The sequence below is a fragment of the Cognatiluteimonas lumbrici genome, from assembly GCF_006476065.1.
GTDB lineage: Bacteria > Pseudomonadota > Gammaproteobacteria > Xanthomonadales > Xanthomonadaceae > Cognatiluteimonas > Cognatiluteimonas lumbrici.
Genome location: NZ_ML636798.1, coordinates 2147555 through 2173308, shown reverse-complemented (window position 1 = coordinate 2173308; position 25754 = coordinate 2147555). Strand labels below are relative to the sequence as shown.

Sequence of the window (25754 nt, the reverse complement as noted above, 5' to 3'; positions counted from 1 at the left end):
CTACAGCTCGAAGCGGTACGACAGCTTCACCAGCAGCTGCTCGCTGTCGCGCAACGAGAAGGCGTCCTGCAGCTGCGACGCCTCGTCGCGGCCGAACTCGTCGAGCATGTAGCCACCGCGGCCGTAGACCACGTACAGGTCGGACAGCGGCGCCAGCTCGTAACGGTAACGCACCTGGAAACCGAGATTGCGCAGGCTGAAGTCCTGCACCGGCTCGTCGACCGCCACCGGCGTACCGTCCGCATCCACGCGCCAGGCCTGGCGCAGGCGCGCGTCCAGGCCGATGGCCTGCAGCTTCATCCGCAACTCCTGCCGCTCGCCGATGGTCCAGTTCATGCCGGCATTCAGCACCACCGAACGTTCATCGAAGCTGCCCAGCAGGTTGTCGTGTTGCCACACGAGCCACTGCGGACTGCTCTCCACGTGCGCGACCAGAAATACGTTGAAGGCGTCGCTCACGAAGTAGGTCGGACGGAATTGCAGGGTGTAGCCGACCTCGCGGTCCTCGCCGAGACCGCTGCGCTGCAGGTTGACGTTTCCGTAGAGTTCCCAGTCGCCCTTGCGCGGCCTCGAGCGCTCGTAGAACGCGTTCCAGTTCGGCGGCAGGCGCAGGATGCCGTGGCCGCGCAGGATGCGGTCGTCATGGCCGGCGCTGTTGATGTTGACCTGCGCGTACTCGTTGCCGCCGTCGCGGCGCTGGCTCTGCAGCATGATGCGCAGCTGCCGCTGCAAGGCCAGTCCGTGGTCGTTGTCGCTGCCGCCGATGCGCCAGCGCCACTCGCGCGACGCGTAGGCGGAGTCCCCTGGCAGGTCGGTGAAGCGCCGCGAGACCTGCCAGTGCGCGTAGTTGAGGTTCGGCCGCGACAGGTAGCCGAAGTCGTTGAGCTCGAGGCTGTCGCCGAAGTGCATCAGGATCCACTGCGAGCGCCAGCCATTGCCGGCGTTGTAGTCGGCCCAGACCGTGACGCCGCTGCCGCGCAGCGTGCCGCCGGGACGGTCGATCTCGCTGCCGATCAGCCGGGTCTGCACGTTCCACTGCTCGGTCGGGCGCCAGTTGTGGTCCACGCCGAGCACGGTGGCCTCGCGCTCGAGCCAGGGGTGGTCGACGTAGGTGAGCATCATGCCCACGTTCTGGCGGTCGTAGTCGCGGACCAGGCGCAGCGCCCGGAACGAGCGGCCGACCGCGTCCGCCTCCTCGGCGGCGAACAGCCCGTACTTGTAGCGTCCGAGGCTGCCGTTGAGCTTGACCGCGGCGGTGATGTCGCCGGGGCCGTTGCCGTCGTCCGCGGGGCCGCCGACGCGGCGGGTGTACAGCAGCTGGCTGTTGTCCGAGGGCGTGCCGAACTCGAAGATGCCCTGGTTCTCGGTGAAGAACGGGCGCTTGTCGCTGAAGAAGGTCTCGTTGGCGCCGAAGTTCACCACCAGGTCGTCGCTCTCCACCTGGCCGAAGTCCGGGTTGATGGTCGCGGTGAGCTGGGTCTGGCCGTTCGGCTTCCAGAAGATGTCCACGCCGCCGTCGGTGTGGCCGTCTCCGTGCACGTTGTCGTAGCCGGCGACCGCGTAGGGCGTGATCGCCAGCAGCGACTGGCTGTACGCCGGAACCGTCACCTTGCGGAAGTCGGAGAGGAAGCGCGGCAGGGTGAAGCTGGCGTCCGGCCAGGCCAGGCGCTCGCCGGTGGAGCCGACCACGCGGTCCAGGTAGATGCCGAGCGTGCGCTGGCCGTCGCTGCCCTTGCGCATCGGCGCGACGTGCCAGGGGATCAGCATCTCCACCGACCAGGTGTCGCCGTCCTCGCCCACGGCGTGCTGCCAGGTCCCGTCCCAGTCCTTGCTGAAGCGCGACTCGTTGGTGATGGTCGCGTCCTGGATGCCGTCGGTCAGGTTGACGGTGAAGTTGTAGCCGGTGCGCCCGTCGCCGTCGAAGTCCACCATCAGGTTGACCCGGTCCACCTGCGCGTCCTGGTCGCGCTGGGTGCGCTGGTAGGTGCGCGGCACGCTCGCCGGCTGGGTGTTGCGGAAGCCGATCGCCAGGCCCTCGGGGGTGGCCTTGATCCAGGCTTCGGTCGGGTACGGCGACGGGGCGCGGGTCAGCGGCTCGACCACGCGGAAGTCGGTGACGTGCTCGGCGCCCTCCCACTCGGCCGGGTCGATGCGCCCGTCCACGTCGATCGCCCAAGCGGGCGCGCACAGGAGGAACAGGGTGGCCAGGGCTGGCAGGCGGCGCATGGAACCGACTCCGGAGGGGTGCGCGCAGCCTAGCCGGCGCCGGCCCCGGCGCCGCCTGTCATAGGTCATTGCAACCTTCCGCTACCGCTTCGGCGACAGCATCGTTCCCCGGCACTTCGGCGAACCGCAGTGGCAGGCCCAGATCTTCTTCAGCCGGGCGGTGTGCGGTTCGTCCAGGGTGATGCCGTAGTCGTAGGTGAGCTCCTCGCCGGGCCGGATGTCCCGGATCGCCTCGATCCAGACCTTCGAGCGGCGCGGGTCTTCCTCGTCCTCCTCAAGCACCGCCTCGCAGTTCGGCTCGCAGCTGGTGTTGATCCAGCGCGCGGAGTTGCCGCCGTGGTTGGCGTCGATGACCCAGTTCTCGTCCAGCGTGAACAGGAAGGTGTGGCCGCTCTCGACGTCGCCGCTCTCCTCGGCGTCCACCTCCTCGTGGGTGCGGCGCTTGCCCTTGTATTCGATGATCCGCTCGCCCTTGGCGATCGGGCGCAGGGCGAACACGCCGTTGCCGTGGATGTCGGACTTGCGGGCGGAGATCTTGCGGGCCATTCAGCTTTCCTGTGGGACGACGACGGGTCGAAACCGGGGATTGTCGCCCGAAGCGGCGTGAAGTGGCCATGTGCGGGCACGCAAAAACAGACGATTTTGGTATGATATCGGGACCGAAACGGACCTCCCGGATGCCAGCGTGCTCCGCGTCACCCGCCTCACCGACTACGCCACCGTCGTCCTGACCGTGCTCGCCGCGCGGCACGACGACGTGCTGAGCGCGGCCGACCTCGCCACCGCCGCGGGCCTGGAACTGCCGACGGTGGCCAAGGTGCTGCGTCCGCTGGCGCAGGCCGGGCTGGTGGAAGGATTCCGCGGCGCCGCCGGCGGCTATCGGCTGGCGCGCGATCCCGCGGAGATCAGCCTGGTCGAGGTGGTCGAGGCGATGGAAGGCCCGCTCGGCATGACCGAATGCAGCCTGCACGACGGCACCTGCGGCATCGAGGCGTCGTGCGGCGTGCGCGCCAACTGGCTGCGCATCAACGACGTGGTCGCCGACGCCCTGCGCGCCGTCAGCCTCGCCGAGATGCTCGCGCCGCCGGCCCCGCGCCGCGCGCGCAAGGCCATCCCCGCGCGCCTGGCCGGCGCCTGAAGGATTCCCCAGACATGAACACCGCAGTGGAAAACGCAGAGATCCTGCAGCAGCTCGGCCGTCGCTACGACGCCGGCTTCGTCACCGACATCGAGTCGGATTCGCTCCCGCCGGGCTTGTCGGAGGACATCATCCGCGCGCTGTCGGCGAAGAAGGAAGAGCCGGAGTGGATGACCGAGTGGCGGCTGGCGGCCTACCGGCACTGGCTGACGATGCCGGTGCCGCAGTGGGCCAAGCTGAAGATCGGACCGATCGACTTCCAGGCCATCAGCTACTACTCGGCGCCCAAGGGGCCGAAGTACAAGTCGCTGGATGAAGTGCCGCAGGAGCTGCTCGACACCTACGACAAGCTCGGCGTGCCGCTGCATGAGCGCGCCAAGCTGGCCGGCGTGGCGGTGGACGCGGTGTTCGACTCGGTCTCGGTCGGCACCACCTTCCGCAAGGAACTGGCCGACAAGGGCATCGTCTTCTGCTCGATGTCGGAGGCCATCAAGGACCACCCGGAGCTTGTGAAGCAGTACCTCGGCACCGTGGTCCCGGTCGGCGACAACTACTTCGCCGCGCTCAACTCGGCGGTGTTCTCCGACGGTTCGTTCGTGTTCATCCCGGCCGGCGTGCGCTGCCCGATGGAACTGAGCACCTACTTCCGCATCAACGCCGGCCACACCGGCCAGTTCGAGCGCACCCTGATCATCTGCGAGGACCGCGCCGAGGTCTCCTACCTCGAGGGCTGCACCGCGCCGATGCGCGACGAGAACCAGCTCCACGCCGCGGTGGTCGAGCTGGTCGCGCTCGAGGACGCGAAGATCAAGTACTCGACGGTGCAGAACTGGTACCCGGGCGACGAGAACGGCGTCGGCGGCATCTACAACTTCGTGACCAAGCGCGCGCAGTGCCGCGGCGCGCGCAGCAAGGTGGTGTGGACCCAGGTGGAGACCGGTTCGGCGATCACCTGGAAGTACCCGTCCTGCGTGCTGCTGGGGGACGACTCGGTCGGCGAGTTCCACTCGGTGGCGCTGACCCACCACCGCCAGCAGGCCGACACCGGCACCAAGATGATCCACGTCGGCAAGCGCACCAAGAGCAAGATCGTCAGCAAGGGCATCAGCGCCGGCCGCGGCCAGAACAGCTACCGCGGCCTGGTGCGGGTCGAGCGCAGCGCCGAGGGCGCGCGCAACCACACCCAGTGCGATTCGCTGCTGATCGGCAAGCAGTGCGGCGCGCACACCTTCCCGTACATCGAGGTCAAGCATCCCTCGGCCACGGTCGAGCACGAGGCCACCACCTCCAAGATCAGCGACGACCAGCTGTTCTACTGCCGCAGCCGCGGCATCGGCGAGGAGGACGCGGTCTCGATGATCGTGGACGGCTTCTGCAAGCAGGTGTTCCGCGAGCTGCCGATGGAATTCGCGGTCGAAGCCAAGAAACTCCTCGAGGTCAGCCTCGAGGGTGCGGTCGGATAAGGAACCAGCATGCTCAAGATCGACAACCTCCACGCCTCCATCAACGGCCGCGAGATCCTCAAGGGACTCAGCCTCGACGTAAAGCCCGGCGAGGTGCACGCCATCATGGGTCCCAACGGCGCCGGCAAGTCCACCCTGGGCAACGTGCTGTCGGGGCGCGAGGGCTACGAGGTCACCGCCGGCGAAGTGGCCTTCGAGGGTGGCGACCTGCTGTCGCTGGCGCCCGAGGAGCGGGCCGCGGCCGGCCTGTTCCTCGCCTTCCAGTACCCGGTCGAGATCCCGGGCGTGAACAACACCTATTTCCTGCGCGCCGCGCTCAACGCCCAGCGCCGCGCGCGCGGTGAGGAGGAACTGGACTCGATGCAGTTCCTCAAGCGCGTGCGCGAGAAGATGGCGGTGCTGCACCTGGACGACCGGCTGCTGCAGCGCGGCGTCAACGAAGGCTTCTCCGGCGGCGAGAAGAAGCGCAACGAGATCTTCCAGCTCGCGGTGCTGGAACCGAAGCTCGCGATCCTCGACGAGACCGACTCGGGCCTGGACATCGATGCCCTGCGCACGGTCGCCGAGGGCGTCAACGCCCTGCGCTCCCCGGACCGCGCCTTCGTGGTGATCACCCACTACCAGCGCCTGCTCGAGTACATCCGCCCGGACCGCGTGCACGTGCTCGCCGACGGCCGCATCGTCGAGAGCGGCGGACCGGAGCTCGCGCTGCAGCTCGAGGAGCACGGTTACGCCTGGATCCGCGACCGCGTCGCGCCGGAGGCCGCCGCCTGATGGCTGCCCTGCTCGAGTCGCTGGCGGCGGGTTTCGGGGACGACGCCGGCTGGCGCCGTGAGGCGCTGGACGCGGCCTTGCGCGACGGCCTGCCGCTGTCGCGCAGCGAGGCCTGGAAGTACACCTCGCTGCGGGCGCTGGAGCGTCGCAGCTTCACCCCGGTACCGGCAGCCGTGCCGGTGGTCGATGCCGCGCTGTTCGAAGGCATCCCGGCCCCGCGGATGGTGTTCGTCAACGGCCGCTTCGACCCGCTGCACTCCGACCTCGCCGCGCTGCCGGCGACGGTACGGCTGCAGACCCTGGCCGAGGCACTGGCCGATCCGGATCCGCGCTCCGGCAACTTCATGCAACGCCGCTACCCGGCGAAGGACGAGGTGTTCGCGCGCCTCAACACGGCGCTGGCCCGGGAGGGCGTGGTGCTGCGGCTGGAGGAGAACGCGCGCCTGGACCGGCCGCTGCACCTGGTGTTCGTAGGTGCCGCCGACGACGGCGACCTCGCCGTCCACGCCCGCCACCTGGTGGAGCTGCGCCGCGGCGCCGAGGCGACGATCGTCGAACACCACCTGGGCGCCGGCGAACACGCCAACCTCGGCAACGTGCTGACCCACGTGCACCTGGCGCAGGGCGCCGTGCTCCACCACTACCGGGTACAGGACGAATCCGCGCGCGCCACCGTGATCGCCCGCACCGACGCGGTGCTCGCGCGCGATGCCCGCTACCAGCGCCTGGACCTGGAACTCGGCGGCGCGCTGTCGCGGCACGAACTCAACGTCCGCCTCGAGGGCGAAGGCGCGATGCTGCTGGCCAACGGCGTCGAACTCGCCACCGGGAGGCGCCACCTCGACACCCGGCTGGGCATCGACCACATCGCCGGGAACACGGCCTGCGAGCTCGGCTGGCGCGGCATCGGCGCCGGCCGCGGCCGCGCCGTTTTCCATGGCGGCATCACCATCCGCGCCGGCGCCGACGGCACCGACGCCAACCTCTCGAACCGCAACCTGCTGCTGTCCGAGCAGGCCGAGATCGACAGCCAGCCGGTGCTGGAGATCCACGCCGACGAGGTCAAGGCCGCGCACGGCACCACCGTCGGCCAGCTGGACCCGACGGCGGTCTTCTACCTGCGCTCGCGCGGGATCCCCGAGGCCGAGGCGCGCACCCTGCTGACCCGTGCCTTCTGCCGCGAGGTGCTGGCGATGGTCGACGACCCGGCGCTGCGCGAGGCGCTCACGGCGTCGCTCGACGCCGCCCTGGCCGCGATGGAGGCGGCGTGAACGCCCCCGCGCCTGCGGTCCCCGCCATCGACTGGGCGCGCGTCCGGGAGGACTTCCCGCTGCTGCGGCGAACGGTCCACGGCAAGCCGCTGGTCTATTTCGATTCCGCCAACACCGGGCAGAAGCCGGCGGCGGTGATCGAGGCCACGGACGCCTTCTACCGCGAGCACAATGCGAACGTCAGCCGCGCCGTGCACGCGCTCGGCAGCGAGGCCACCGAGGCCTACGAAGGCGCGCGCCGCAAGCTCGCGGCGCACGTCAACGTGCGCGCCGACGAGCTGGTGCTGACCAGCGGCACCACCTTCGCCATCAACCTGGTGGCCTACTCCTGGGCGTTGCCGCGGCTGGGGCCGGGCGACGCGATCCTGCTCACGCGCATGGAGCACCACGCCAACATCGTGCCGTGGCAGCTCGTCGCCGCGCGCACCGGCGCCGAGGTCAGGGTCGTGGACATCACCCCGGAGGGCGCGCTCGACCTGGACGCGCTGCAGGCGGCGATGACCCCGGACGTGAAGCTGCTCGGGGTGGTGCACGTGTCCAACGTGCTCGGCACCGTCAACCCGGTGCGCGAAATCTGCCGCATGGCGCGCAAGCGCGGCATCGCCACCCTGGTCGACGGTTCGCAGGCGCTGCCACACATGCCCGTGGACGTGGCCGCGATCGGCTGCGACTTCTACGCGCTGACCGGCCACAAGATGTGCGGGCCGACGGGGACCGGCGCGCTGTGGGCGCGCCGCGAGCACCTGGAGGCGATGCCGCCGTTCCTGGGCGGCGGCGAGATGATCCGCGAGGTCAGCTTCGAGGGCACCGTGTTCAACGATCCGCCGCACCGGTTCGAGGCGGGCACGCCGAACATCGCCGGCCACGTCGGCCTGGGCACCGCGGTGGACTACCTCGACGGCATCGGCATGGCTGCGATCGCCGCGCGCGAGGCCGAGCTGCTCGCGCACCTGCAGGAAGAGATGCGCCGGGTCGACGGCCTGCGCATCATCGGCACCGCGCCGGACAAGGCGGCGGTCGTCTCTTTCCTGGTCGAGGGCGCGCACGCGCACGACCTCGCCACCCTGCTCGACCTGGAAGGCGTGGCGGTGCGTTCCGGGCACCATTGCGCGCACCCGCTGATGGACTTCTTCGGCGTGCCGGCGACCTGCCGCGCCTCGCTCGCGTTCTACAACACGCACGCGGAGATCGAAGCCTTCATCGCCGCGCTGCAGAAGGTGCGCAAACTGCTTGCGTGACATGGGGCCCGCTGCCATGGGGACGATCGTGACCGCTCCAATCGCCTTCCGCGCCGCCACCGCCGCCGACGTGCCCGCGCTGGTGGAACTGGTGACGTCGGCGTACCGCGGCGAGGCCAGCCGCGCCGGCTGGACCACCGAGGCCGACATCCTCGACGGCAACCGCATCGTGCCCGAGGTCCTACTCGAGGACATCGCCCGCCCGCGCAGCCGCATCCTGCTGGCCGAACGCGACGGCGGGATCGTGGCCTGCGCGCACGTGGAAGCGCGCGGCGACGCCGGCTATTTCGGCATGTTCGCCGTCCGCCCGGCGCTGCAGGGCGCCGGCCTCGGCCGCGCGGTGCTGGCCGAGGCCGAGCGTGTCGCGCGCGCGGAGTGGGGCCTGCCGCGGATGCGCATGACGGTGATCGACCTGCGCGAGGAGCTCATCGCCTGGTACGAACGGCGCGGCTATCGGCGCACCGGCGAGACCCTGCCCTTCCCGGCCACCGACCCCCGCTTCGGCCTGCCGAAGCGCAACGACCTCCGCTTCGCGGTGCTCGAGAAGGAGTTGTAGCGATGCAGGACTGGATCCGCGTCTGCGCCACGTCGGAACTGCTGCCCGGCGAGTCCACCGTGGCCTGGGACGGCGACACGGCGATCGTGGTGGTCAACCACGACGGCGACTACTACGCGCTCGAGGACCGCTGCAGCCACGAGGACTTCGAGCTGTCGGCCGGCTGCTTCGACGGCGAGGAGGCCACCATCGAGTGCGTGCTGCACGGCTCGAAGTTCGACGTGCGCGACGGTCGCGCGCTCAACCCGCCGGCCTACGCGCCGGTGGTGAAGTTCCCGGTCAAGGTCGAGGACGGCGCCGTCTGGACCCGCGACGACCGCGGCTAGGCCAGCGGCGAGACGCGCACCAGCAACGCTTCCCCGGCGCCCTCGAGCAGGAAGCTGCGGCGCTCGGCGCAGGCCAGCAACGCGGTGTCGCCGGCAGAGAGCACCGGCTGGCCGTCCTCGCGCTCGAACGCCGCGCCGCCGGCCAGCACGTGCACGGCCCAGGTCTCCCCCGGGGCGACGAACACCGCCATCGAGCCCACCAGGGGCCGATGCCATAGCTGCGCGTCCACGCTCTCGCGCCGCCACATCAGGTTGAAGTCGCGGGTGGGGCCGTCCACCAGCTCCCCGACCAGCGCGCGTTCCCCCGCGAAACGCAGGCGCCCGTGCGGGGGCTGCAACTCATGCACCTCGCCGTCTTCGAAGCGCAGGCGCATGCCGTTGCCCTCGAGCAGCACCAGCTCGCGCTCGACGCCCGGAAACGCGGAAAACGGAGCGTCCTCTTCGATCTCGGCGATCGACAGCCGCCAGTCCCAACCCTCGCCGCCATCGGCGCGGGGCTCGGCATGGATCTGCCGGGTCCAGCCTGCCCCGTTCTTCCAGCGCTCGCGGCGGTACTCGGCGGCGGGAAGGATGCGTGGCGAAGGCATGCGGGCAGTCTAGCGTGCCACGCGCAAGTCGCCGCCAGCAGCGCGTCCTGCACTGCCGGCGGCTACATCCCTGTATCGGCTTCCTGCCGTTCCAGCCGGGGCTCCTGCCCCGCTGCGGACCATGCGTCCCTGCATGGCCACGGCTCGCGCCTATGCCGCGCGCATCTACTTCGATCGCGACTTGGTCGACGGCTTGCGCGCCGGCGCGCTGCCGAGCGAGATGCGGTCGCGGTTCTTCTCGACCGTGCGCAGCCCGATGCCCTTGACCAGCGCCAGCTGCTCGGCGCTCTCGAAGCGGCCGTGGGCCTTGCGGTAGGCGACGATGGCCTCGGCCTTCTCGCGGCCGACGTTGACGAGCGCGGCGTCGATCTCGGCGGCGTCGGCGCTGTTGATGTCCACCTTGTCGGTGGCCTGGGCCGCGGGCGCGGCACCCAGCCCGAGGGCCAGCAGCAGGCCGAGCGACAGCAGGCGGACGGCATTGGTGAAATGCTTCATGGCGAATCTCCCTGGATGATGTGTGGCTTCCGTTCCCTGGCGGTCGCTGCCGCCCGGTGGAGCCAGTCTCTCCATGGCCATGGAGGCAACGTATCGCCGGTCATGCCCGGGGGGAGCCGGGGAACTCCGCGACTGCGGGTGGGAAAAGTCCTACACCGCGGCCGCAGTAGAATGGGACGCCGACGCATACCGAGGTCCGCCATGCCCACCCCCTCCGCCGCGCTGGACAGCGCCGCCATCGACCGTTTCGTCTCGCGCATGTGGGACGAGGACATCGTCCCGCAGCTGGTCGAGTACATCCGCATCCCCAACAAGTCGCCGATGTTCGACGCCGACTGGGTTGCCAACGGCCACATGGAGCGGGCGGTGGAACTGATGGAGGCCTGGGCCCGGGCGCAGCCGATCGAAGGGCTGGTGGTCGAGGTCATCCGCCTCGAGGGCCGTACCCCGCTGATCTACCTGGAGGTGCCGGCGAGCGGCCCGGAGACTGGCGAGGACTGCGTGCTGCTGTATGGCCACCTCGACAAGCAGCCGGAGATGACCGGCTGGGACGCGGACCTCGGCCCCTGGAAGCCGGTGCTCAAGGGCGACCGGCTGTACGGCCGCGGCGGCGCCGACGACGGCTACGCGATCTTCGGTTCGCTGGCGGCGATCGAGGCGCTGCAGGCGCAGGGCGCGCCGCACGCGCGCTGCGTGATCCTGATCGAGGCCTGCGAGGAATCCGGCAGCTACGACCTGCCCGCCTACGTCGACCACCTCGCCCCGCGCATCGGCCAGCCCTCGCTGGTGGTGTGCCTGGACTCGGGCTGCGGCAACTACGAGCAGCTGTGGTGCACCACTTCGCTGCGCGGCCTGGCCGGCGGCAACCTCGCGGTGAAGGTGCTCGACGAGGGCGTGCACTCCGGCGACGCCTCCGGCATCGTGCCGTCCAGCTTCCGCCTGCTGCGCCAGCTGCTGTCCCGGATCGAGGACGAGGACACCGGCCGCATCCTGCTCGACGGCCTGCATGCGGACATCCCGCAGGAGCGGACCGCCCAGGCCGCGCGCGTGGCGGAAGTGCTCGGCACCGAGGTGTACGACAAGTTCCCGCTGGTGGACGGCCTGCGCCCGATGGACGACGACCTCGCCGAGCTGGTGCTCAACCGCACCTGGCGGCCGGCGCTGTCGCTCACCGGCATGGACGGGATCCCGCCGCTGGCGTCGGCCGGCAACGTGCTGCGCCCCGCCACCGCGGTCAAGCTGTCGCTGCGCCTGCCGCCGACCGTGGACGGCAGGCGCGCGGGCGAGCTGCTGAAGGAAGCGCTGCTGCGCGACCCGCCCAACGGCGCGCAGGTCACGCTGGAACTGGAGAAGGCCTCCAGCGGCTGGAACGCCCCGGCGCTGGCGCCGTGGCTGGAGCAGGCGATCGACACCGCCAGCAACGAGTTCTTCGGCAAGCCCGCGATGTACATGGGCGAAGGCGGCTCGATCCCGTTCATGGGCATGCTCGGCGAGAAGTTCCCGAAGGCGCAGTTCATGATCACCGGCGTGCTCGGCCCGCACTCCAACGCGCACGGCCCGAACGAGTTCCTGCACATCCCGATGGGCAAGAAGGTCACCGCGTCCGTCGCGCGGGTCGTCGCCGAGCACCACGCCGCGAGCGTGCGCGGCGAGACCGGCCGCTGATCCGCGCACGGCGGTCGCCCATGGCCAACGATCCCAGCCCCGCCGCCCGCGACGAGGACCGACTCCGCTGGGCGCGCGCGGCCCTCGGCGACCCGGGGGCGACGCTCGACCGCGCCTCCGTGGACGCCGGCTTCCGCAGCTACTGGCGCAGCACCGGCGCCGGGCCCTCGCGGATCGTGATGGACTCGCCGCCGGATCGCGAGGACGTGCGCCCGTGGCTGGCGATCCGCGACCTGCTCGAGGCGGGCGGCGTGCGCGTCCCGCGGGTGCTCGCCCGCGACGTCGAGGCCGGCTTCCTGCTGCTGGAGGACCTGGGCGCGCAAACCCTGCTGCAGGTCGTGGACGAGGCCAACGCCGACCGCTGGTTCGACGCCGCGGTCGACCAGCTGCTGCGCCTGCAGGCGATCGAACCCCCGGCCGGCCTGCCGGCATACGACGAAGCCCTGTTGGCCCGCGAACTGCGGCTGTTCGACGAGTGGTTCCTCGGGCGCCACCTCGGCCTGGCGCCGGCCTGCGGCATGCTGGACACGCTCGACCTGGTGTACCGGCGCCTGCTCGACGCCGCCTTGGCACAGCCGCGGGTGCTGGTGCACCGCGACTTCATGCCGCGCAACCTGATGCCCGCCGGCGACACGCTCGCGGTGCTCGATTTCCAGGACGCGGTGGTCGGGCCGATCGCCTACGACCCGCTGAGCCTGTTCAAGGATGCGTTCCTGTCGTGGCCCGGGGATCGCGTGCGCGGATGGCTGGCGCGCTACCACGCGCGCGCCGCCGACGCCGGGCTACCGGTCCCGGACCTGGAGCGCTTCCTGCGCGACGCCGACTGGATCGGCGTGCAGCGCCACCTCAAGGTGATCGGCATCTTCGCGCGCCTGCACCATCGCGACGGCAAGTCGAAGTACCTGGCGGACGTGCCGCGCTTCTTCGCCTACCTCGACGCCGTGGTGCCGCGCCACCCGGGACTCGCGCCGCTGCAGGAGCTGATCGAGCACACCGTGAAGCCGGCGATGGCGGCGCAGGCCGGGACTGCATGAAGGCGCTGGTCTTCGCCGCGGGCCTGGGCGAACGCATGCGCCCGCTGACCGACAGCACGCCCAAGCCGCTGCTGCGCGCGGGCGGCAAGCCGCTGGTGGAATGGCACCTCGAGCGGCTGGCCGCGATCGGCGTGCGCGAGGTGGTACTCAACACGAGCTGGCTCGCGGCGCAGTTCCCGCAGGCGCTGGGCGACGGCAGCCGCTGGGGCCTGAAGCTGCATTTCCTGCACGAGGGCGAGGTGCCGCTCGAGACCGGGGGCGGCATGCACAACGCGCTGCCGGTGCTGTGCGGCGACGACGACGTGCCGTTCCTGGCGATCAACGGCGACATCTGGTGCGACCACCCGCTCGGCACCCTGCCCGCGCCGCGGGGCGCCGCCCACCTGGTGCTGGTGGAGAACCCGGCGCACCACCCCGGCGGCGACTTCGTGCTGGCCGCGGACGGCAGCGTGTCCGCGGAAGGGACGCCGCGGCTGACCTTCTCCGGCATCGGGGTCTACCGCCGCGCGCTGTTCGACGGCTGGCGCGAAGTCATCGGCGCGCGCGCCGGCGCCGACGCGGTGCCGCCGCGCTTCCCGATCGCGCCGCTGCTGCGCGCGGCGATCGCACGCGGCGCGGTCAGCGGCGAGCACCATCGCGGACGCTGGACCGACGTCGGCACCCCGCAGCGCCTGGCCGAGCTCGACGCGCTGCTGGCGTGAGCCGTCGCCTGCGACGATTCGCGCGCCCCGGACGTATCCGGGACATGGACACTGTCGCCACCCACGCCACGGACGACGAACCGCAGCTGCTGCGGCGCGCTCGCTGGGGCGACGAACAGGCGTTCGCCCTGCTCTACCGACGCCATGCTCCCGCCGTCCACGGACTCGCGCTGCGCCTGACCGGCAACGCCGCGACCGCCGAGGACCTGACCCAGGAGGCGTTCCTGCGCATGGTCCGCTTCATCGGCGGGCTGCAGGCGGACCGCCCGCTGCGGCCATGGCTGAAGCGCGTGGTCGCGAACGCCGCGGTGGACCTGTTCCGGCGGCAGGGCCGGCTGGAGGACGCGGGCGACCGGGAATGGCCGGAGCCCGGCCCCGGCCCCGAGCAACACGCCGAGGCCGACGCGGTGTTGCGACGATTGCCGCCCCTGGTGCGTACCGTCCTGTGGCTGCACCAGGTCGAAGGCTGGACCCACGCCGAGCTGGGCCGGCGCTTCGGGCGCAGCGAGAGCTGGTCGAAGTCGCTGGTCGCGCGCGCCCTGGAGCGGATGCGCGAACACACCGGAGAAGCATCGCAATGACCCCCACCGATCCCGTCCCGTCCATCGATCCCGCGCCGGTCCCGCCCCCGCCCGCGCTGGAAGGCCGGGTGCGCCGCGCCTACCGACGGCGCCGCAACGGCCTGCGCGGCGCCGGCGCCGCCTGCGCGCTGGTGCTGGCGGCCGTGCTGCTGGCGCCAAGCCTCGGGCCGGACGACACACCGGCCCAGCCAGCGGTCCCGGTCGCCACCACCCCCGACCCCACGCTGCAGGCGCTCGACCGCGCCCTGCAGGCCGCCTACGCGCGCGGCGCCAGCGATGCCGAACTGGCACCGCTGTGGGCCGCGCGCAACCAAGCCCTCGCCACGAGGAGGAGCCGCTCATGAAACCGAACCGACTTTCCCTGCTGCTCGCGGGCTGCCTGCTGGCCGCCAGCTTCCAGCTCCATGCCGCGACCGCGTCGGAAGACGACGCAGGCTGGTCGCTGGGCGCGGTCGTGGACGTCCGCGATGCCGGCACCGATGGCGCCCGCGTCCTGGCGGTGACCCCGGGCGGTGCCGCCGAACGCCTCGGCCTCCGCCCCGGCGACCGCCTGCTCGCGGTCAACGGCCGCGCGCTGGACGCCAACGCCGCCGAAGCACTGGCCGCGGCGGTGCAGGCGGGCGACGGCTCGCTCCGGCTCGAGGTGGCCCGCGACGGTCGACGGCTCGCGCTGTCCGGCGCCGCCGACCGCGACGCACTGGCGACCGCGACCGACGCCTGCGGCCGCGTCTCCACGACCGGCGCGCCGCCGCGCGTCTCGGAGAACGTGTACCGGGCGCGCATCTACGACATCGACGGCACCGGCACGCCGCTGGGCAGGACGCACGAACTGCAGGCCGGGACGCACGTGCTGCTGGTCGAGGAAGGCATCGATCGCCATCGCTTCGACCCGATGCAGGCCGAGCGCCGCGACCGCACGCGGACCCGCCTCGGGCCGCGGGCGACCAAGGCGCTGGTGATCGAGGTCGCGGCGGATACCCGCTACCAGGTCGGCGCGCGGCTGCTGCCCGACCGCCTGGACGCCGCCGGCATCCACTCCAACAGCTACTGGGAGCCGGTGGTCTGGGAGGTCACGCCGGAGCCCTGCCGGCGCTGAGCGGCGCGGCTACAGGTCGCCGAGCACCTGGCGCAGGAACGGCACCGTGAGCCGACGCTGCGCCGCCAGCGAGGCCTGGTCCAGGCGGTCGAGCAAGGCGGTCAGCCCGGCGAGGTCGCGGCCGGCGCGGCGCAGCAGCCAGTCGAGCGCCGCCGGCTCCAGCACCAGTCCGCGCCGGCGGGCCCGCTCGCCGAGCACGGCCCGGCGGCGGGCTTCGTCGGGCGGGGAAAGCAGCACGCGGGCGCATTGCGCCAGCCGCGAACGCAGGTCGGGCAAGGACAGCGGCAGCGCATCCGGCGCCGCCTGCGCCACGTAGAGCAGCCCGGTCCCTGCGGCACGCGCACGGTTGTGGAAGTCGAACAGCGCGACCTCGTCGTCGCGCGCCCCGGCGATCGCCTCGAGCCCGTCGAGCGCCACCAGCGTCGCTTCGTCGAGCGCCTCGAGCGCATCGCGCAGGCGCCCGCGCGCCGACTTCAGCGGCAGGTAGGCCGCGCGCCGGCCGCCGGCCTCGGAGGCCGCGCAGGTGGCCAGCGCCAGGTGGGTCTTGCCGGCGCCCGCCGGGCCCGCGAGGTACAGCCCCTCGCCGGAGCCGGCGGCCAGCGCGCGCAGCTGGCCGAGCACGCCGGCGGGCGCGTCCACGTAGGTCTCCAGGCGCTGGTCCGGCGGATAGCGCAGCGCCAGCGGCAATTGCCGCGTGGCCTCGCTCATGCGTCTCCCGCGTCGGATGCGGGGCTGCCCGGCTCGGCGCCGGCCGCCGGTTCCGGCGGCAGCATGATGGGAGCGTGCCCGGCGTAGAGCCGGCTGTGGGTGTAGCGCTCGTACGCGTAGCGCAGCAGCACGTTGCCGATCGCGGCGACCGGCAGCGCGAGCAGCATGCCGGTGAAGCCGAACAGCGTGCCGCCGGCGAACACCGCGAAAATCACCACCACCGGATGCAGGCCGATGCGGTCGCCGACCAGTTTCGGCGTCAGCCAGTAGCTCTCGATCACCTGGCCGATGCCCCACACCGCGAGCACCCCGACCAGGTGCTGCCAGTCGCCGAACTGCACCACCGCGGCGATGCCGCCGAGCACCAGGATCGTCGCCGGGCCGAGGTAGGGCACGAAGGTCAGCAGGCCGGCGATGACGCCGATCAGGATGCCCAGGTCGAGGCCGAGCGCGCGCAGGCCGATCGCGTACAGCACGCCGAGGATCAGCATCACCAGCAGCTGCCCGCGCAGGAAGCCACCGAGCACCTCGCTGGATTCGCGCGCCAGGCGGGCCACGGTCGGGGCCTTGTCGCGCGGCACCAGCGCCGCGAAGCGGCTGACGAACAGGTCCCAGTCGCGCAGGAAGAAGAAGGTCAGCACCGGCAGCAGCACCACGTTCGCGACCCAGCCGAGCACGGCGAAGCCCGAGCGCGACAGGTAGCCGAGCATGGTCGCCGCGGCGCCGCCGGCCTGCTCCCAGTGCTCGCGCGCCAGCGTGAACAGGCGCGCCGGATCCAGGTAGGGCACGAGCTCGAGCCCGGTGCGCGACTCCAGCCACGGCAGCGCCGTGCCCACGAACCACTCGCGGTAGTTCGGCAGCGAGGTCACCAGGGTCACGACCTGGCGCTGCAGCATCGGCACCAGCAGCAGCACCGCCAGCAGCGTCACCGCGGCCATCACCGCGAACACCATGATCACCGCGCCGTTGCGCGGCACGCCGCGGGCCTGCATCCGGTCCACCAGCGGATCGCCGAGCCAGCCCAGCAGCGCCGCCAGCACGAACGGCGTCAGCACCGGCGCCAGCAGCCACAGTACCCACAGGGCCAGCAACGCCAGCAGGCCCCATTGCAGGCGGCCCAGGAAAGTCGCCAGTGCGTCGCGGTCGGTGTCTTCCATGGCTCAGCGGACGTCGAAAGTGAGCGGTTCGCCCTCGCCGGCGGGCGCGAGCAGTTCGGCATCGGCGACCCGGCGCAGGCCAGGCAAGCCGGTGGCGAGCTGCAGTTCGAACTCGACCATGCCGGCGGTGGCGCGCCTGGGCACGATGTCCTGCACCACCGCCTGCGACTGCAGCCAGGCCGACAGCCGCATGTAGTCGCCGGCGTCCTCGAGCCCGGTGAAACGGACCACGTAGCGGCCCGGCTCGCCGATCGGCTCGGATGCCTTCGCGTAGCGCGCCGCCAGCGCGTCGGCGGCACCGTCGGCACCGGCGGCCATGGCCTGCAGCGGCCTGCGGTCGTCGCTCGACCAGCGTTTCAGCACGCGGCCATGGTCCACGAAGATCCAGTCGGCCGCCCAGCCACCGCCCTCGCGGTAGAGCTTGCCGATCAGTTGCATCGGCGGGTTGTAGCGGGACGACAGGCGCGAGATCGCACCGACGTCGCCGCGCCAGATCGCGCCGACCGCGGCCTGTTCGGCCGCCGAGCCGGCCGGCAGGCCGAGCCGGAAGCCGCGCTCGATCGCGCGGTCGAGCACCGCCCGCGCCGCGTCCGCCTTCGACAGGCCGACCAGCCGCGGCCCGCTGCCGTCGTCGATCGCCAGCCACAGCACCGGCTTCGGGCGCGGCGTCGGCCACACCGGCAGGCCGAGCACGGTGGCGAGGTCTTCGACCCCGGCCGGGTCGAAGCGCACGATCAGGGTGGTGCCGTAGGTCGGTGCGCCGGTGGTCGAGGACACGCCCTCGTCCTGGCGGTAGTCGTAGCCGTCCACCAGGTCGGCGGCACGGCCCAACGCGCTGGCCACGCCCGGCTGCTCGGCGATGCGGCGATCGCCGGTCAGCTTGCCGAGCACCTCGGCCAGGGCGCGCGCGAAGCCGCGTGCGCGGTCGTCGGCACCCTGGCTGCGGACCGGGACTTCGGCCTGGTAGACGCCGCGCGCCTCCGGGCGGTCGCCCTCCACGCGCTGCGCGTGGGCCGTGCCGGCGGCGAGCAGCAGCGCGAGCGTCGCCATCCATGCCGCGGCCGTGATGCGGAAGGTGTCCATGCAGGAATGGTGCCGCACCGGCGCCATCGCGTCCATTGCCGGCCGTGCGCGCTGATAACATGGCCACTCCACGCCGCCGGATCCAGTGTGAACACGCCCACGCCCCCTGCCCCGCTGACCTACCGCGACGCCGGCGTCGACATCGATGCCGGCAATGCGCTGGTGGAACGGATCAAGCCGCTGGCGAAGCGCAGCTTCCGGCCCGAGGTGATGGGCGGGCTCGGCGGCTTCGGCGCGCTGTTCGACCTGTCCGGCAAGTACCGCGAGCCGGTACTGGTGTCGGGCACCGACGGCGTCGGCACCAAGCTCAAGCTGGCCCAGCAGCTCGGCCGCCACGACACCATCGGCATCGACCTGGTGGCGATGTGCGTCAACGACGTGCTGGTGCAGGGCGCCGAGCCGCTGTTCTTCCTCGACTATTTCGCCACCGGCAAGCTCGACATCGACACCGCGGCCGCGGTCGTGGGCGGCATCGCGCGCGGTTGCGAGGAAGCCGGCTGCGCGCTGATCGGCGGCGAGACCGCGGAGATGCCGGACATGTACCCGCCCGGCGAGTACGACCTCGCGGGATTCACGGTCGGCGCGGTCGAGAAATCCGAACTGCGCGACGGCGCGCGCGTGCGCGCGGGCGACGTGCTGCTCGGCATCGCCTCCAGCGGTCCGCATTCGAACGGCTACTCGCTGGTGCGGCGGATCTACGACCGCGCCGGTCGCCCCGCCGACGCCGACGTCGGCGGCGTGCGCCTGGTGGACGCGCTGATGGCGCCGACCGCGCTGTACGTCAAGCCGGTGCTGGCGCTGCTGCGCGGCGCCCAGGGCGAGGCGATCCACGGCATGGCCCACATCACCGGCGGCGGCCTGACCGAGAACATCATCCGCGTGGTCCCCGACGGCCTCGGCCTCGAGATCGAGGCGCCGGCGCTGCCGCCGGTGTTCGACTGGCTGCAGCGCGAGGGCGCGGTGCCGCGCGAGGAAATGTGGCGCACCTTCAACTGCGGCATCGGCTTCGTGCTGGTGGTGGCCGCCGACGCCACCGCCGCCGTCGCTGCCGAACTCGACCGCCTCGGCCTGGCGCACCGGGCCATCGGCCGCGTGGTGGCCGCGCCGGGCGGCGACCGCGTCCGCATCGGCTAGGCCCGCCTTGCGCGAACCCCCAGCCCCGGGTCCCGAGTCGCGGCCGAACCGGATCGCCGTCCTCGCCTCGGGTCGCGGCAGCAACCTGCAGGCCCTGCTCGATGCCATCGCCGGGGGGCGCCTGGACGCGGACGTCGTCGGCGTCTTCAGCGACCGCCCGACCGCACCGGCGCTGCAACGCGTGCACGCCTCGCTGCGCTGGAGCCGCGATGCCCGCGCCTACGCCCGGCGCAGCGACTTCGACGACGCGCTCGCGGCCGCGGTCGCCGGCGCAGGCCCGGACTGGGTGGTCTGCGCCGGCTACATGCGCATCCTCGGCGACGCCTTCCTCGAGCGCTTCGCGGGCAGGATCCTCAACATCCATCCCTCGCTGTTGCCGCTGTACCGGGGCCTGCGCACCCATGCGCGCGCGCTGGAGGCCGGCGATCGCGAGCACGGCGCCAGCGTGCATTTCGTGGTGCCGGAACTGGATGCCGGCGCGGTGGTCGCGCAGGCCCGCGTGCCGGTGCTGCCCGGCGACGACCCCGCCACGCTCGCGCGGCGGGTGCTGGCGGTGGAGCATCCGCTGTTGGTGGCGGCGGTGCAGCTCGCGGCCGCCGGGCGCATCGCTGAACGGGACGCAACGGTGCTGCTCGACGGTCATCCGCTGTTTACGCCGTTGCTACTAGATTCAAGCGGATGCCTTTCCCCGGAACCGCAATGAAGCGACTCCTGCCGCCAATGGCCGCGCTGTGCCTGTGCCTTGCCGCGGCACCGCTTGCGTTCGCCCAGGAGGCGTCCGGCGAGGCCGCCGCCGCGTCCGCGACGGCCGCCGAAGCACGCGTCCGCACGCTCTCGCCGTTCGCGGCCACCTACGAGGTCTACAGCGACGGCCGCAAGCTCGGCAACGCGGTGATGCGCCTGGAGCACCTCGACAACGGCAACTGGCGCATCGACCTCGACATGAAGGGCAGCGGCCTGATGCGCCTGGCCGGATTGAAGATGAAGCAGACCACGGTGTTCGCGAGCGACGGCCGGACCTACCGCCCGCTCCGCCAGGTCACCACCCGGCGCACGCTGTTCTCGGACCGCACCCGCACCGGCGTGTACGACTGGGACGCCGGCGTCGCGCGCTGGACCGGGGACGTCAAGGAGTCGCGCCGGGATCCGATTCCGTTGCGCGAGGGCGACCTCGATGCGCTGCTGATCGACCTGGCCGTGGTCCGCGATGCGGTCCCGGGCGAGACCCTGCACTACCGCTACGTGGACGGCGGGCGCGTGCGCGAGCACACCTACGTCGCCGCGGCCGAGCCGGTGGGCGTCGAGATCGACGGCCTCGGCTACAGCGCCACCAAGGTCGAGCGCGTCGAAGGCAACGACCGCACCGAGGTCTGGGTCGCCAGGGGCGTGCCCACGCCCGTGAGGATCCTCCAGGTGGAGGATGGAGAGGACAGCACCGACCTGCGACTGGTCGAGTACACCGGAGCCAGCCAATGAATCCGATCGCCCGATCCTGCCGCCGCGCGCTGCGCACCCTGCTGGCCGCCGCCGGCCTCGCGCTGGCGCTGGCCGCGCCCGTGGCCGCCGCCGACGGCGGCCTGCAGCCGTTCACCGCGACCTACGACGCCAGCTACATGGGCATGCACACCACCGGCACCATGACCCTGGCTGCGTCCGGCGGCGACCGCTGGACCTACAGCTTCCGCATCGACAGCCCGATCGCCAAGCTCGAGCAGGTCACCGTGTTCGAGGCCGACGACGGCACCTGGAAGCCGTTGTCGAACAGCGACTCGTCGACCTTCCTGATCAAGAAGAGCAGCAAGCGCGCCACCTACGACTGGGCCGCCGGCGAAGCCCGCTGGAGCGGTGACGTCAAGGACGACCGCCGGGGACCCGTGGCGCTGCGCCCGGGCGACCTCGACGCGATGCTGCTCAACCTCGCGATCGCGCGCGACGCCGCTGCCGGCAAGCCGCTCGACTACCGCATGGTGGACGACGGCAAGGCCACCCGCATGCGCTACCGGGTGGTCGGGACGGACACCGTCAGCGTCGGCGGCCAGCAGCGCGAGGCCACCAAGGTCTCGCGCAAGAGCGGCGACAAGGAACAGGTGCTGTGGGTGGTCGAGGGGCTGCCGGTCCCGACGCGCATCCTGCAGCGCAAGGGCGGCGCCGACGAGATGGACCTGCGCCTGAAATCCATCAACTGAGAACCGGGACCCCAATGCGCCCAGCCGCAAGCCTCGCCGCCACGCTCTTCATGCTGGCGGCGCTCCTCGTACCCGCATCCTCCGGCGCGCTCGAATCCGCCACCACCCAGTACCGCGTGGGCTACAACGGGCTCTCCGCCCGCGGCAGCATGAGCCTGCGCCCTTCCGGGAACCGCTGGGTGGTGACGCTGAAGATGGGCAACGCCGTCGCCAGCATCGACCAGTCCACGGTGTTCGACGTCAATGGCGGGCGCCTGCGTCCGCTCGGAAGCAGCCGCCGGGTGGACACGGCGATCTCCGGCAAGGCGATCACCACCACCTTCGACTGGCGCGCGGGCAGCGCGCGCTGGAAGGGAGACGTCAAGCCGAGCCGCGCCGGCCCGGTCGCGTTGCAGGCGGGCGACATCGACATGCTGCTGCTCAACGTCGCCCTCGCCCGCGACGTCGCCGCGGGCCGCGCCACCCGCTACCGGGTGGTGGACAACGGCCACGCGCGGGTGCTGGCGTTCAAGCGCCTGGGCACCGAGACGGTCACCGTGGACGGCCGCAAGCGCGAGGCCGTGAAGCTGTTCGCCGCCGCCGACGGCAGGCAGTACGTCGCGTGGATCGTCCCGGGCATGGCGCTGCCGGCGCGCTTCCTGCAGCACGAGCCCGATGGCGACACCATCGACATGCGCGCCGCCTGAGCGGCGCGGCGCTCAGTCGATCCGGCGGATTCGCGCGCCGAGCGCAGACAGCTTGGCCTCGATGTTCTCGTAGCCGCGGTCCAGGTGGTAGATGCGGTCGATGGTGGTGTCGCCTTCGGCCACCAGGCCCGCCAGCACCAGCGACGCCGAGGCCCGCAGGTCGGTCGCCATCACCGGCGCGCCGCTCAGCCGCGGCACGCCGCGCACGATCGCGGTGTTGCCCTCGACGCGGATGTCCGCGCCCAGCCGCAGCAGTTCCTGCACGTGCATGAAGCGGTTCTCGAAGATGTTCTCGTGCACCACCCCGGTGCCCTCGGCGATGCAGTCCAGCGCCATGAACTGCGCCTGCATGTCGGTCGGGAAGCCGGGATGCGGTGCGGTGGTCAAGTCGACCGCACGCGGCCGTCCGCGCATCTCCAGGTGGATGCGGTCGCCGTCGCACTCGAGCGCGGCGCCGGCGTCGCGCAGCTTGTCCAGCACCACCGACATGGTGTCGGGGCGGGCGTGGGTCGCGGTCACCGCGCCGCCGGTCATCGCCGCCGCCACCAGGAAGGTGCCGGCCTCGATGCGGTCGGCGACCACCGCGTGCTCGCCGCCGTCCAGGCGCTCGACGCCCTCGACCACGATCCGGTCGCTGCCGGCGCCCTCGATCCGCGCGCCCATCGCGACCAGGCATTCCGCCAGGTCCACGATCTCGGGCTCGCGCGCGGCGTTCTCGAGCACCGTACGGCCCTCGGCCAGGGTCGCCGCCATCAGCACGTTCTCGGTCGCGCCGACGCTCACCATGTCGAACACCACCCGCGCGCCGCGCAGCCGCCGCGCGCGCGCCTTGATGAAACCGTGCTCGACCGCGACCTCGGCGCCCAGCGCCTGCATGCCCTTGATGTGCTGGTCCACCGGGCGTGAGCCGATCGCGCAACCACCGGGCAGCGACACCTCGGCGGCGCCGTGGCGCGCCAGCAGCGGCCCGAGCACCAGCACCGAGGCGCGCATGGTCTTGACCAGCTCGTAGGGCGCGACGTGGTTGCGCACCCGCGTCGGGTCGATGCGGATGGTGAAGCTGTCGTCCAGGGTGATGCCGGCGCCCAGCTCCGCCAGCAGCCGCAGCGTGGTCTTGACGTCGTGCAGGTTGGGCACGTTGCGCACCACCAGCGGCGCGTCGCCGAGCAGGCCGGCGCACAGGATCGGCAGCACGGCGTTCTTGGCGCCGGAGATCCGCACCTCGCCGCGCAGCGGCACCCCGCCGCCGACCACGATCTTCTGCATGGTCAGGCGCCCGCTTCCTCGGGGGTCAGCGTGCGCAGGGCCAGCGCGTGGATCTCGCCGCCCATGCGCTCGCCCAGGGTGGCGTAGACCAGCCGGTGCCTGGCCAGCGGCAGCTTGCCGCGGAACGCCTCGCTGACCACGGTGGCCTCGAAATGCACGCCGTCCGCGCCCTCCACCCGTGCCGTTGCGCCGGGAAGGCCCTGTTCGATCAGCTGTTTGATGGTTTCGGCGTTCATCGGGGGGCCGGGGCAAACTCGCGTAAAATCCGGCATCCAGTCTATCCGAAGGCCGAGCCGTCCGAATGTCGACCGAGGCGCCCCCCGACGATTTCGACTTCGCCGCCACAGGGCGCCGGGTCATCGAGGTCGAGACCCGCGGCCTGGCCGAGATCGCCGGCCGCATCGACGGCGCCTTCAGCGAGGCCTGCCGGGCGCTGCTGGCCTGCCGCGGCCGCGTCGCCTGCAGCGGCATGGGCAAGTCCGGCCACATCGCGCGCAAGATCGCCGCGACCCTCGCCTCCACCGGCACCCCGGCGTTCTACGTCCACCCGGGCGAGGCCGGCCACGGCGACCTCGGGATGATCACGGATGCCGACGTGGTGCTGGCGCTGTCGAACTCTGGCGAGACCGACGAGTTGCTGATGCTGCTGCCGGTGCTCAAGCGCCAGGGCAACGTGCTCATCGCGATGACCGGCCGCCCGGCGTCCACGCTGGCCACTGCCGCCGACATACACCTCGACGTCAGCGTGCCGGAAGAAGCCTGCCCGCTGCACCTGGCCCCGACGACCAGCACCACCGCCGCGCTCGCGCTCGGCGACGCGCTCGCGGTCGCGCTGCTCGAGGCGCGCGGCTTCACCGCCGACGACTTCGCCCGTTCGCACCCGGCCGGCAGCCTCGGCCGCAGGCTGCTGCTGCACATCACCGACGTGATGCACGCCGGCGACGAGATCCCCCGCGTCGGCGAGGAGGCGACCCTGAGCGAGGCGCTGGTGGAGATGAGCCGCAAGCGCCTGGGCATGACCGCGATCGTGGACGCCGCCGGCTGCCTGGTCGGCATGTTCACCGACGGCGACCTGCGCCGCGCGCTCGACGACGAGGCGCGCGACCTGCGCACCACCCGCATCGCCGAGGTCATGACGCGCACGCCGAAATCCATCGGTTCCGACGCGCTGGCGGTCGAGGCCGCGCAGCTCATGGAGCGGCACAAGATCAACGCGCTGCTGGTGGTGGACGACGGCCGCAAGGTGGTCGGCGCGCTCAACATCCACGACCTGCTGCGCGCCCGGGTGGTGTGAGCCGATGACCTACGACCCGTCCGCGACCGCCCCCGCCGACGTGCGCGAGCGCGCCATGCGCATCCGCCTGCTGTGCCTGGACGTGGACGGCACGCTGACCGACGGACGCCTGTACCTGGACGACGCCGGGCGCGAGGCCAAGGCCTTCCACGTGCGCGACGGCCAGGGCATCGCGCTGTTGCGGCGCGTGGGGATCCCCGCGGTGTTCGTCACCGCGCGCCCGGGCGCGGTGGCGGCCCGGCGCGCGGCCGAGCTCGGTGCCGAATCGCACGCCGAGGTCGCGGACAAGCAGGCCTTCGTCGAAGGATTGGCGGCGCAGCGCGGCCTGGCCATGGACGCGGTGGCGTTCATGGGCGACGACCTCGCCGACCTGCACGTGATGCGCGCGGTCGGACTGTCCGCGGCCCCCGCCGACGCACACCCGTGGATCCTGCAGCACGCGCGCTGGCGCAGCAGCCGCGACGGCGGCCAGGGAGCGGTGCGCGAGCTGTGCGACCTGCTGCTGTCCGCGCAGGGCCACGTCGAGGGACTGCTGGCGTGAGCTGGCGGACCGCGCTCACGCTGTTCCTGCTGGTGGCCGCGGTGGTGTCCGCGTGGTCGGTGCTGCGCCACCGCGGGAACGGCGAAGCCGGCCCCGCCACCCCCGGGCGCTCGGACTACGTCCTGCACGACGTCGAGCTGGTCGCACTGGACGACGACGGTACGGAATCGTTCACCCTGCGCGCGCCGCGGATCGCCCGCGACCCCGCCGGGCAGGCGATGTCGCTCGCGACCCCGGTCTTCCTGCTGCCGGATTCGGACGGCGACTACTGGCGCGTCGAGGCCCGCGACGGCTGGGTGTCGCCCGAGGGCGACGAGCTGCGGCTGCGCGGCGACGTGCGCATCGACAGCCCGCCGGGCCAGCGCAAGGTCGCGCTGGAAACCACGCAACTGAACGTATTCCCAGAGCGCGACCTGGCGACCTCCCCGGCGCGCGTCACCATCACCCAGCCGGGTTCTATACTGCAGGGCGTCGGCCTGGAGACGAACCTCGCCACCAGGCATTACGAACTCAAGTCGCAGGTGCACACCCGCCATGTCCCCTAGCCA

30 protein-coding genes are annotated in these 25754 nt (G+C 72.0%); 21 read left to right on the top strand and 9 right to left on the bottom strand.

Annotated elements, in window-relative coordinates; translation table 11 throughout:
• Both E4F25_RS10550 and E4F25_RS10545 read right to left on the bottom strand, forming a co-directional pair.
• Window positions 1-2226, bottom strand: a complete 2226-nt coding sequence (locus E4F25_RS10550; protein WP_140910091.1) for a DUF5916 domain-containing protein — start codon at window positions 2224-2226, stop codon at window positions 1-3.
• Window positions 2227-2307: 81 nt separating this feature from the next.
• Window positions 2308-2772, bottom strand: coding sequence for an SET domain-containing protein (locus E4F25_RS10545; RefSeq protein ID WP_140910090.1), 465 nt, complete (start codon window positions 2770-2772; stop codon window positions 2308-2310).
• A gap of 139 nt (window positions 2773-2911) precedes the next feature.
• Between E4F25_RS10545 and E4F25_RS10540 the strand changes: the two genes are divergently transcribed.
• Genes E4F25_RS10540 through E4F25_RS10510 form a run of 7 tightly spaced genes read left to right on the top strand, consistent with a single transcriptional unit; the run spans window position 2912 to window position 8992 of the window.
• Window positions 2912-3364 (top strand): SUF system Fe-S cluster assembly regulator, encoded by a 453-nt coding sequence (locus E4F25_RS10540; protein WP_140910089.1) that lies wholly within the window; start codon window positions 2912-2914, stop codon window positions 3362-3364.
• A gap of 14 nt (window positions 3365-3378) precedes the next feature.
• Complete coding sequence (gene sufB, locus E4F25_RS10535) at window positions 3379-4827, top strand: Fe-S cluster assembly protein SufB (protein ID WP_140910088.1); 1449 nt, start codon at window positions 3379-3381, stop codon at window positions 4825-4827.
• 9 nt (window positions 4828-4836) lie between these two features.
• Entirely contained in the window at window positions 4837-5601 is a 765-nt protein-coding gene (sufC, locus tag E4F25_RS10530) for a Fe-S cluster assembly ATPase SufC (RefSeq protein ID WP_140910087.1), read from the top strand.
• Window positions 5601-6872, top strand: a complete 1272-nt coding sequence (gene sufD / locus E4F25_RS10525; protein WP_140910086.1) for a Fe-S cluster assembly protein SufD — start codon at window positions 5601-5603, stop codon at window positions 6870-6872. Before sufC ends, sufD begins: the two co-directional genes overlap by 1 nt.
• On the top strand, window positions 6869-8110 hold the full coding sequence (locus tag E4F25_RS10520; protein ID WP_140910085.1) for a cysteine desulfurase: 1242 nt from the start codon (window positions 6869-6871) through the stop codon (window positions 8108-8110). The genes sufD and E4F25_RS10520 overlap by 4 nt, the downstream gene beginning before the upstream one ends.
• A gap of 28 nt (window positions 8111-8138) precedes the next feature.
• Window positions 8139-8666 carry a GNAT family N-acetyltransferase gene (locus tag E4F25_RS10515; RefSeq protein ID WP_407062815.1) on the top strand — a complete coding sequence of 176 codons (528 nt, stop codon included), beginning with the start codon at window positions 8139-8141 and terminating at the stop codon, window positions 8664-8666.
• A 2-nt stretch (window positions 8667-8668) separates the two neighbouring features.
• Window positions 8669-8992, top strand: coding sequence for a non-heme iron oxygenase ferredoxin subunit (locus E4F25_RS10510; protein WP_140910083.1), 324 nt, complete (start codon window positions 8669-8671; stop codon window positions 8990-8992).
• On the opposite strand, the gene E4F25_RS10505 is transcribed toward E4F25_RS10510, so the two are convergent.
• Window positions 8989-9579, bottom strand: a complete 591-nt coding sequence (locus E4F25_RS10505; RefSeq protein WP_140910082.1) for a HutD/Ves family protein — start codon at window positions 9577-9579, stop codon at window positions 8989-8991. The two genes, E4F25_RS10510 and E4F25_RS10505, sit on opposite strands and share 4 nt — an antisense overlap.
• A 165-nt stretch (window positions 9580-9744) precedes the next feature.
• The gene (locus E4F25_RS10500; RefSeq protein ID WP_140910081.1) at window positions 9745-10074 is read right to left on the bottom strand and encodes a ComEA family DNA-binding protein; all 330 of its coding nucleotides are present in this window, start codon (window positions 10072-10074) and stop codon (window positions 9745-9747) included.
• A 222-nt stretch (window positions 10075-10296) separates the two neighbouring features.
• Between E4F25_RS10500 and E4F25_RS10495 the strand changes: the two genes are divergently transcribed.
• The 6 genes from E4F25_RS10495 to E4F25_RS10470 are packed head-to-tail and all read left to right on the top strand — an operon-like array spanning window position 10297 to window position 15151.
• Window positions 10297-11739, top strand: a complete 1443-nt coding sequence (locus E4F25_RS10495) for a M20 family metallopeptidase (protein ID WP_140910422.1) — start codon at window positions 10297-10299, stop codon at window positions 11737-11739.
• Between the two features lie 20 nt (window positions 11740-11759).
• Entirely contained in the window at window positions 11760-12773 is a 1014-nt protein-coding gene (locus tag E4F25_RS10490; protein ID WP_140910080.1) for an aminoglycoside phosphotransferase family protein, read from the top strand.
• Window positions 12770-13474, top strand: a complete 705-nt coding sequence (gene murU / locus E4F25_RS10485) for an N-acetylmuramate alpha-1-phosphate uridylyltransferase MurU (RefSeq protein ID WP_140910079.1) — start codon at window positions 12770-12772, stop codon at window positions 13472-13474. The genes E4F25_RS10490 and murU overlap by 4 nt, the downstream gene beginning before the upstream one ends.
• Window positions 13475-13518: 44 nt before the next feature.
• Entirely contained in the window at window positions 13519-14055 is a 537-nt protein-coding gene (locus tag E4F25_RS10480) for an RNA polymerase sigma factor (protein WP_140910078.1), read from the top strand.
• A complete protein-coding gene (locus tag E4F25_RS10475) occupies window positions 14052-14399 on the top strand; it encodes a hypothetical protein (protein WP_140910077.1) in 348 nt (115 codons plus the stop codon). The genes E4F25_RS10480 and E4F25_RS10475 overlap by 4 nt, the downstream gene beginning before the upstream one ends.
• Entirely contained in the window at window positions 14396-15151 is a 756-nt protein-coding gene (locus tag E4F25_RS10470) for a PDZ domain-containing protein (RefSeq protein ID WP_140910076.1), read from the top strand. Before E4F25_RS10475 ends, E4F25_RS10470 begins: the two co-directional genes overlap by 4 nt.
• A gap of 9 nt (window positions 15152-15160) precedes the next feature.
• On the opposite strand, the gene hda is transcribed toward E4F25_RS10470, so the two are convergent.
• The 3 genes from hda to E4F25_RS10455 are packed head-to-tail and all read right to left on the bottom strand — an operon-like array spanning window position 15161 to window position 18099.
• A complete protein-coding gene (hda, locus tag E4F25_RS10465) occupies window positions 15161-15859 on the bottom strand; it encodes a DnaA regulatory inactivator Hda (protein ID WP_140910075.1) in 699 nt (232 codons plus the stop codon).
• Entirely contained in the window at window positions 15856-17016 is a 1161-nt protein-coding gene (locus E4F25_RS10460) for an AI-2E family transporter (protein WP_140910074.1), read from the bottom strand. The genes hda and E4F25_RS10460 overlap by 4 nt, the downstream gene beginning before the upstream one ends.
• Window positions 17017-17019: 3 nt before the next feature.
• Entirely contained in the window at window positions 17020-18099 is a 1080-nt protein-coding gene (locus tag E4F25_RS10455) for a DUF2066 domain-containing protein (protein ID WP_140910073.1), read from the bottom strand.
• An 87-nt stretch (window positions 18100-18186) separates the two neighbouring features.
• Here E4F25_RS10455 and purM point away from each other — a divergent pair, with 87 nt between their 5' ends.
• From purM to E4F25_RS10430, 5 genes are read left to right on the top strand one after another with little or no spacing between them, the layout of a single operon-like run.
• Window positions 18187-19233: a phosphoribosylformylglycinamidine cyclo-ligase gene (gene purM / locus E4F25_RS10450; protein ID WP_140910072.1), complete on the top strand. Its 1047-nt coding sequence runs from the start codon at window positions 18187-18189 to the stop codon at window positions 19231-19233.
• 7 nt (window positions 19234-19240) lie between these two features.
• Window positions 19241-19936: a phosphoribosylglycinamide formyltransferase gene (gene purN, locus E4F25_RS10445; protein ID WP_140910071.1), complete on the top strand. Its 696-nt coding sequence runs from the start codon at window positions 19241-19243 to the stop codon at window positions 19934-19936.
• Entirely contained in the window at window positions 19933-20709 is a 777-nt protein-coding gene (locus E4F25_RS10440) for a DUF3108 domain-containing protein (protein ID WP_181168264.1), read from the top strand. Before purN ends, E4F25_RS10440 begins: the two co-directional genes overlap by 4 nt.
• Window positions 20706-21419 (top strand): DUF3108 domain-containing protein, encoded by a 714-nt coding sequence (locus E4F25_RS10435; RefSeq protein WP_140910069.1) that lies wholly within the window; start codon window positions 20706-20708, stop codon window positions 21417-21419. Before E4F25_RS10440 ends, E4F25_RS10435 begins: the two co-directional genes overlap by 4 nt.
• 14 nt (window positions 21420-21433) lie before the next feature.
• Complete coding sequence (locus E4F25_RS10430; RefSeq protein WP_140910068.1) at window positions 21434-22105, top strand: DUF3108 domain-containing protein; 672 nt, start codon at window positions 21434-21436, stop codon at window positions 22103-22105.
• A 12-nt stretch (window positions 22106-22117) separates the two neighbouring features.
• On the opposite strand, the gene murA is transcribed toward E4F25_RS10430, so the two are convergent.
• Both murA and E4F25_RS10420 read right to left on the bottom strand, forming a co-directional pair.
• Complete coding sequence (gene murA / locus E4F25_RS10425; protein ID WP_140910067.1) at window positions 22118-23371, bottom strand: UDP-N-acetylglucosamine 1-carboxyvinyltransferase; 1254 nt, start codon at window positions 23369-23371, stop codon at window positions 22118-22120.
• Between the two features lie 2 nt (window positions 23372-23373).
• The gene (locus E4F25_RS10420) at window positions 23374-23607 is read right to left on the bottom strand and encodes a BolA family protein (RefSeq protein ID WP_140910066.1); all 234 of its coding nucleotides are present in this window, start codon (window positions 23605-23607) and stop codon (window positions 23374-23376) included.
• Window positions 23608-23672: 65 nt separating this feature from the next.
• Between E4F25_RS10420 and E4F25_RS10415 the strand changes: the two genes are divergently transcribed.
• From E4F25_RS10415 to lptC, 3 genes are read left to right on the top strand one after another with little or no spacing between them, the layout of a single operon-like run.
• Window positions 23673-24665, top strand: a complete 993-nt coding sequence (locus tag E4F25_RS10415) for a KpsF/GutQ family sugar-phosphate isomerase (RefSeq protein ID WP_140910065.1) — start codon at window positions 23673-23675, stop codon at window positions 24663-24665.
• A 4-nt stretch (window positions 24666-24669) separates the two neighbouring features.
• The gene (locus E4F25_RS10410; RefSeq protein ID WP_140910064.1) at window positions 24670-25206 is read left to right on the top strand and encodes a KdsC family phosphatase; all 537 of its coding nucleotides are present in this window, start codon (window positions 24670-24672) and stop codon (window positions 25204-25206) included.
• Window positions 25203-25751 carry an LPS export ABC transporter periplasmic protein LptC gene (gene lptC / locus E4F25_RS10405; RefSeq protein WP_181168263.1) on the top strand — a complete coding sequence of 183 codons (549 nt, stop codon included), beginning with the start codon at window positions 25203-25205 and terminating at the stop codon, window positions 25749-25751. The genes E4F25_RS10410 and lptC overlap by 4 nt, the downstream gene beginning before the upstream one ends.
• Window positions 25752-25754: the final 3 nt, after the last annotated feature.

Bases quoted from the DNA above. Each gene is read 5' to 3' on its own strand.
- E4F25_RS10430 (WP_140910068.1), top strand. From the start codon at position 21,434: ATGCGCCCAGCCGCAAGCCTCGCCGCCACGCTCTTCATGCTGGCGGCG.
- E4F25_RS10500 (WP_140910081.1), bottom strand. From the start codon at position 10,074: ATGAAGCATTTCACCAATGCCGTCCGCCTGCTGTCGCTCGGCCTGCTG.
- E4F25_RS10505 (WP_140910082.1), bottom strand. From the start codon at position 9,579: ATGCCTTCGCCACGCATCCTTCCCGCCGCCGAGTACCGCCGCGAGCGC.
- E4F25_RS10415 (WP_140910065.1), top strand. From the start codon at position 23,673: ATGTCGACCGAGGCGCCCCCCGACGATTTCGACTTCGCCGCCACAGGG.
- sufB (WP_140910088.1), top strand. From the start codon at position 3,379: ATGAACACCGCAGTGGAAAACGCAGAGATCCTGCAGCAGCTCGGCCGT.
- E4F25_RS10460 (WP_140910074.1), bottom strand. From the start codon at position 17,016: ATGGAAGACACCGACCGCGACGCACTGGCGACTTTCCTGGGCCGCCTG.
- E4F25_RS10545 (WP_140910090.1), bottom strand. From the start codon at position 2,772: ATGGCCCGCAAGATCTCCGCCCGCAAGTCCGACATCCACGGCAACGGC.
- murU (WP_140910079.1), top strand. From the start codon at position 12,770: ATGAAGGCGCTGGTCTTCGCCGCGGGCCTGGGCGAACGCATGCGCCCG.
- E4F25_RS10550 (WP_140910091.1), bottom strand. From the start codon at position 2,226: ATGCGCCGCCTGCCAGCCCTGGCCACCCTGTTCCTCCTGTGCGCGCCC.
- murA (WP_140910067.1), bottom strand. From the start codon at position 23,371: ATGCAGAAGATCGTGGTCGGCGGCGGGGTGCCGCTGCGCGGCGAGGTG.
- E4F25_RS10480 (WP_140910078.1), top strand. From the start codon at position 13,519: ATGGACACTGTCGCCACCCACGCCACGGACGACGAACCGCAGCTGCTG.
- E4F25_RS10435 (WP_140910069.1), top strand. From the start codon at position 20,706: ATGAATCCGATCGCCCGATCCTGCCGCCGCGCGCTGCGCACCCTGCTG.
- E4F25_RS10410 (WP_140910064.1), top strand. From the start codon at position 24,670: ATGACCTACGACCCGTCCGCGACCGCCCCCGCCGACGTGCGCGAGCGC.
- E4F25_RS10475 (WP_140910077.1), top strand. From the start codon at position 14,052: ATGACCCCCACCGATCCCGTCCCGTCCATCGATCCCGCGCCGGTCCCG.
- E4F25_RS10490 (WP_140910080.1), top strand. From the start codon at position 11,760: ATGGCCAACGATCCCAGCCCCGCCGCCCGCGACGAGGACCGACTCCGC.
- E4F25_RS10455 (WP_140910073.1), bottom strand. From the start codon at position 18,099: ATGGACACCTTCCGCATCACGGCCGCGGCATGGATGGCGACGCTCGCG.
- sufC (WP_140910087.1), top strand. From the start codon at position 4,837: ATGCTCAAGATCGACAACCTCCACGCCTCCATCAACGGCCGCGAGATC.
- E4F25_RS10470 (WP_140910076.1), top strand. From the start codon at position 14,396: ATGAAACCGAACCGACTTTCCCTGCTGCTCGCGGGCTGCCTGCTGGCC.
- hda (WP_140910075.1), bottom strand. From the start codon at position 15,859: ATGAGCGAGGCCACGCGGCAATTGCCGCTGGCGCTGCGCTATCCGCCG.
- sufD (WP_140910086.1), top strand. From the start codon at position 5,601: ATGGCTGCCCTGCTCGAGTCGCTGGCGGCGGGTTTCGGGGACGACGCC.
- E4F25_RS10420 (WP_140910066.1), bottom strand. From the start codon at position 23,607: ATGAACGCCGAAACCATCAAACAGCTGATCGAACAGGGCCTTCCCGGC.
- E4F25_RS10440 (WP_181168264.1), top strand. From the start codon at position 19,933: ATGAAGCGACTCCTGCCGCCAATGGCCGCGCTGTGCCTGTGCCTTGCC.
- E4F25_RS10510 (WP_140910083.1), top strand. From the start codon at position 8,669: ATGCAGGACTGGATCCGCGTCTGCGCCACGTCGGAACTGCTGCCCGGC.